Origin of the sequence: Cellulomonas massiliensis JC225 (genome assembly GCF_000312005.1) — a bacterium.
Taxonomy (GTDB): Bacteria; Actinomycetota; Actinomycetes; order Actinomycetales; family Cellulomonadaceae; genus Cellulomonas; species Cellulomonas massiliensis.
This window is the reverse complement of sequence record NZ_HE978588.1, coordinates 2,595,652-2,600,856: the sequence shown is the minus strand read 5'-3', so window position 1 is coordinate 2,600,856 and position 5,205 is coordinate 2,595,652. Positions and strand designations below refer to the sequence as shown.

At 76.0% G+C, this 5,205-nt stretch carries 6 protein-coding genes; all 6 read right to left on the bottom strand.

Going from position 1 to position 5,205, the window contains the following annotated elements; genetic code table 11:
- Nucleotides 1-1,210, bottom strand: a 1,210-nt coding sequence (locus HGCM_RS18220; protein WP_019137135.1) for a primosomal protein N' family DNA-binding protein, incomplete at its 3' end; no start/stop codon positions are given.
- A 67-nt stretch (nucleotides 1,211-1,277) separates the two neighbouring features.
- The gene (gene metK, locus HGCM_RS12300) at nucleotides 1,278-2,480 is read right to left on the bottom strand and encodes a methionine adenosyltransferase (RefSeq protein ID WP_019137134.1); all 1,203 of its coding nucleotides are present in this window, start codon (nucleotides 2,478-2,480) and stop codon (nucleotides 1,278-1,280) included.
- A 36-nt stretch (nucleotides 2,481-2,516) separates the two neighbouring features.
- Nucleotides 2,517-3,716 carry a bifunctional phosphopantothenoylcysteine decarboxylase/phosphopantothenate--cysteine ligase CoaBC gene (gene coaBC, locus HGCM_RS12295; protein ID WP_019137133.1) on the bottom strand — a complete coding sequence of 400 codons (1,200 nt, stop codon included), beginning with the start codon at nucleotides 3,714-3,716 and terminating at the stop codon, nucleotides 2,517-2,519.
- A gap of 10 nt (nucleotides 3,717-3,726) precedes the next feature.
- On the bottom strand, nucleotides 3,727-3,990 hold the full coding sequence (gene rpoZ / locus HGCM_RS12290; RefSeq protein WP_019137132.1) for a DNA-directed RNA polymerase subunit omega: 264 nt from the start codon (nucleotides 3,988-3,990) through the stop codon (nucleotides 3,727-3,729).
- A gap of 52 nt (nucleotides 3,991-4,042) precedes the next feature.
- On the bottom strand, nucleotides 4,043-4,612 hold the full coding sequence (gmk, locus tag HGCM_RS12285; RefSeq protein WP_019137131.1) for a guanylate kinase: 570 nt from the start codon (nucleotides 4,610-4,612) through the stop codon (nucleotides 4,043-4,045).
- 57 nt (nucleotides 4,613-4,669) lie between these two features.
- Entirely contained in the window at nucleotides 4,670-4,981 is a 312-nt protein-coding gene (gene mihF / locus HGCM_RS12280) for an integration host factor, actinobacterial type (RefSeq protein WP_026075451.1), read from the bottom strand.
- Nucleotides 4,982-5,205 lie beyond the last annotated feature (224 nt).

The following is a 5,205-nucleotide window of genomic DNA, read 5'->3' as shown; positions in this document are numbered from 1 at the left end:
CGACCTGCACGAGGACGGGACCCTGCGGGAGGGCGTCCCGGATCGCGCGCCACGCCGGCGCGGGCAGGCGGGCCGTGGCGGCGGGACCCTCCCGTGCGAGCTCGACCGCGTCGAGGGCCCGGACCCGCGGCGCGCGGGCGCGGACGGTCGCCCGCTCCGCCACGACGGGGTGCGCCCAGCCGCTCGCGACCCAGGCCTGCGCCTCGACCGAGCGGCCGAGCCCGCCGACGAGCAGCGCGGCGCCCTCCAGCTCGCTGCGCAGCGCGAGCACCTCCCGCACGTGCGGGTACGGCGCGCGCGGCTCGCCGTGCAGCGGGTCGTCGTCGTCCCAGCAGACGACCAGGCCCAGGTCGCGGACCGGCGCGAACGCCGAGGCGCGCGTGCCGACGACGACGCGCGCGAGGCCGCGCTCGACGGCGAGGAAGGCGCGGTACCGCGCCGCCGGGCCGTCGTCGGCGCCGAGCCGCACGGCGCCGCCGGCCACCCCTGGTGCCCACCGGGGCACGCCGACACCGTCCAGCGCGTCCAGCACCCGCTCGGCGTCACGCGCGTCCGGCACGACGACGAGAGCCCCCCGGCCGCCCACGACCGCGGCGGCGACCGCCTGCGCGACGGCGTCGGGCCAGCGCTCGCCGGCGGGGCCCGGCAGCGCCGTCCAGACCGCACGGGGCGCACCGCCCGCGGTGAGGTGCTGCAGGAACGCGGGACCGCCGCGGTACGGCGCCCACGCGTGCCCCGCGAGCGAGGGCGGCGACGGCTCGCCGCCCTCCTGCACGGGCTCCGCCTCGACGCGCGCGTGCCGGGGCGGGACGGCCAGGCGCAGGACGTCGCTCAGCGTCCCCGCCCAGCGGTCCGCGACGGCGCGCGCGAGCCGGTGGACCGCGGGCGTGAGGACGGGCTCGGCCGAGACGACGCGCCGCAGCGGCGCCAGCGGCCCGTCGTGCTCCGCCTCCTGCGCCCGCTCCAGCAGGAACCCGTCGACGTCACGGCCGGCGAAGCGCACCTTCACCCGCACGCCGGGGCGCGCGTCCTCGTCGAGCGCCGCGGGCACGAGGTAGTCGAACGGGTGGTCCAGGTGGGCGGGCGCCAGGTCGAGCGCCACGCGGGCGACCGGAGCGACGGCGGCGGGCTCGACCCCCGGGGACCGGGGACGGCGGCGCCGCGGCACGGGGAGCCCCTCGAGCTCCAGCTGCTGCGCCGTCACGTCCACGGGGTCATCTCACCACCCGTCGCCCACGCCGCGCCCTGCGTCGGACGAGCGCGCCGGGGCGGGCGGGTCAGCCGATCGCCTGCTGCAGGTCCGCGACGCGGTCCGTGCGCTCCCACGTGAACTCGGGCAGCTCGCGGCCGAAGTGCCCGTAGGCCGCGGTCCGCCGGTAGACGGGCCGCAGCAGGTCCAGGTCGCGGATGATCGCCGCGGGGCGCAGGTCGAAGACCTCGCGGATCGCGGTGATGAGGCGGTCGTCGGGCACCGTGCCCGTGCCGAACGTCTCGACGTACAGGCCGACCGGGTGCGACTTGCCGATCGCGTAGGCGACCTGGACCTCGCACCGGCGCGCGAGCCCCGCCGCGACGACGTTCTTCGCCACCCAGCGCATCGCGTACGCCGCCGAGCGGTCGACCTTCGACGGGTCCTTGCCGGAGAACGCCCCGCCGCCGTGCCGGGCGAAGCCGCCGTACGTGTCGACGATGATCTTGCGGCCCGTGAGCCCGGCGTCGCCCTGCGGGCCGCCGACGACGAACTGACCGGTGGGGTTGACGAGCAGGCGGTGGCGGCTGGTGTCGAGGTCGACCTGCTCGAGCACGGGCCTGACGACGAGCTCCTCGATCGCGGGCCGCAGCTGGTCGTCCAGCCGCACGTCCGGGTCGTGCTGCGTCGAGAGCACCACGGTGTCGAGCCCGACCGCCCGGTCGCCCTCGTACGCGATCGTCACCTGCGTCTTGCCGTCGGGCCGCAGCCCGGGCACGTCGCCCGTGCGGCGCACGTGGGCGAGGCGTTCGGCGAGCCGGTGGGACAGCCAGATCGGCAGCGGCAGCAGCGACGGCGTGTCGTCGCAGGCGTACCCGAACATCAGCCCCTGGTCGCCCGCGCCCTGGGCGTCGAGCGGGTCCATCGCCGAGCCGTCCACGCGCAGCTCGAGCGACTTGTCGACGCCCTGCGCGATGTCGGGCGACTGCTGCCCGATCGAGACCGAGACGCCGCACGACTCGCCGTCGAAGCCGATGTGCGACGAGGTGTAGCCGATCGTCCGGACGACCTCCCGGACGATCGCGGGGATCTCGACGTACGCGCTGGTCGTCACCTCGCCCGCGACGTGCACCAGCCCGGTCGTCACCATGGTCTCGACGGCGACGCGGGCGTGCGGGTCCTGCTCCAGCATGGCGTCCAGGATCGCGTCCGAGATCTGGTCGCAGACCTTGTCGGGGTGCCCCTCCGTGACCGACTCGGAGGTGAACAGGCGGGTGGCGGCCGACGTCATGGCGGTCACCCTACCTGCGCGCGCGAGCGCGCTCCCTCACGCGTCCAGCAGCGGCCGGACGGCGTCCCAGACGGCGTGCGCGACCTCGTCCTTCGTGCCGTCCGCGCGGGCCACGACCCGGCCCTCGCGGTCGACGACCACGACGTCGTTGGTGTCGGTCCCGAAGCCGACCCGCTCCCCCACCGCGTTGACGACGAGCAGGTCGGCGCCCTTGCGGCGGGCCTTCGCCACGCCGTGGTCGAGCACGCTGCCGTGCGCGTCCCCGGTCTCGGCCGCGAACCCGACGACCACCTGGCCGTCGCGCAGGCGGTCGCGCGCGAGCTCGGCCAGGACGTCGGGGTTCTCGACGAGCTCGATCGTCGGCGCGACGCCGTCGGCGCGCTTCTTGATCTTGTCCGCCGCCGGGTTCACGGGCCGGAAGTCGGACACCGCGGCGGCCATGACGACGACGTCCGCGTCCTTGGCGGCGGCCCGGACCGCGTCCCGCAGCTCGGCCGTCGTGCCGACCCGCACGACCTCGGACCCGGCGGGCGGCACGTCGATGTTCGCGGCGACGAGCGTGACCTGCGCGCCGCGCGCCGCGGCCGCCCGTGCAAGGGCGACGCCCTGGCGGCCGGACGAGCGGTTCCCGAGGAAGCGGACGGGGTCGAGCGGCTCGCGGGTGCCGCCGGCGGAGACGACGACGCGGCGGCCGGCGAGGTCCTCGCCCCGCCCGTGCACCAGCGCGAGGGCCGCGGCCGCGATCACCTCGGGCTCCGGCAGCCGGCCGGGTCCGGTGTCGGCGCCGGTGAGCCGGCCGGACGCGGGCTCGAGCACGTGGACGCCCCGGGCGCGCAGCGTCGCGACGTTCGCGACGGTCGCGGGGTGCTCCCACATCTCGGTGTGCATCGCCGGGGCCAGCAGCACCGGCGCGCGCGTGACGAGCAGCGTGGCCGTGAGCAGGTCGTCCGCGCGGCCGGCCGCAGCCCGCGCCAGCAGGTCCGCCGTCGCCGGTGCGACGACGACGAGTTCGGCGCGCTGGCCGATGGCGACGTGCGCCACCTGGTCGACGTCCTCGAACACGTGCGTCGTCACCGGCTGCCCGGAGAGCGCCTCCCAGGTCGCGCGGCCCACGAACTCGAGCGCGGACGGCGTTGGGACGACGCGGACCTCGTGGCCCGCCTCCCGCAGGAGGCGCAGCAGCAGGACCGCCTTGTAGGCGGCGATCCCGCCCGCGACGCCGAGGACGACCCGCATCGTGGGGGTCTTACTCCTCCGTGGAGCGGGCGGCGAGCAGGCCGCCGTCGATCTCGCGCATGGCGATCGACAGGGGCTTCTCCTGCGGCCGGGTCTCGACGAGGGGGCCGACGTACTCGAGCAGGCCCTCGTTGAGCTGCGAGTAGTACGCGTTGATCTGGCGCGCGCGCTTGGCCGAGTACAGGACGAGCGCGTACTTGGAGTCGGCGCGCTCGAGCAGGTCGTCGATGGGCGGGTCGGTGATGCCGGTGGGGGCGGCGACGGTTCCGGACACAGTGGTCTCCCGGGTTTCGTAAGGGGTGAGGCTCAGATGACCTACAACAAGTCTACCCGGTGGTCACACCCATCACGCGGACGAGCTCGTCGGTCGCCCGCGCCACGTCGTCGTTGACGATGACGTGGTCGAACTCGCCCTCGGCCGCCATCTCGACCCGGGCGGTCTCGAGGCGGCGTGCCCGCTCCTCCTCGTCCTCGGTGCCGCGGCCGACGAGCCGGCGGACCAGCTCGTCGAAGGACGGCGGCGCGAGGAAGACGAAGAACGCGCCCGGCATGGTGTCGCGCACCTGCCGCGCCCCCTGCAGGTCGATCTCGAGCAACGCGGGCTCGCCGGCCGCCAGGCGCTCCTCGACGGGGCGCCGGGGCGTGCCGTAACGGTGCCGGCCGTGGACGACGGCCCACTCCAGCAGCTCGCCCTCGGCGACCATGCGGTCGAACTCGTCGGGCGAGACGAACCGGTAGTGGACCCCGTCGACCTCTCCGGGCCGCGGCGGACGCGTGGTCGCCGAGACCGAGAGCCAGACCTGCGGGTAGCGGGCGCGCACGTCGGCCGAGACGGTCCCCTTGCCGACGGCCGTCGGCCCGGCGAGAACGGTGAGCCGGGCAGGCGTCGTCGTCATGGGTGGTGCGGTGCTCCTCGTGCGGGGTGGGCGCGTGGCGCCGGGGGTACGGCCGGCTCAGCCGAAGCGCGAGACCAGCGCGTCGACCTGGTGGGGGCCCAGGCCGCGCACGCGACGCGTCTCCGAGATGCCGATCTCGGACATGATCTCACGGGCCTTCACCTTGCCGATGCCCGGCAGCGACTCGAGCAGCGAGACGACCTTGAGCTTGCCGATCGTCTCGTCCTGCTGCCCCTGGGCGATCACCTCCGAGAGCGATCCCTGCGAGTACTTGAGGCGGTTCTTCACCTCGGCACGGGCCTGCCGGGCGGCGGCGGCCTTCTGCAGCGCTGCAGCGCGCTGTTCGGGAGTCAGCGGAGGAAGAGCCACGCGCGTCACCTTCTCGTCTCGGACCTGACCTGCGAGCCCGGCCTCTTCGGGCAGCGGCCGTGGTTCCGAACCTAGCGACCACCCGGGTGGGCGGCAACGCGGACGCGCCCGACGCGCCGCGCCGACCAGCGACGACGCCGGGCCGTCGGGCGGCCCGGCGCCTCAGGCCGCGGTCTCCCGCAGCGCGCGCGTCGCCTCGTCCGCCGCGTCGCGGGCGGCCGCCC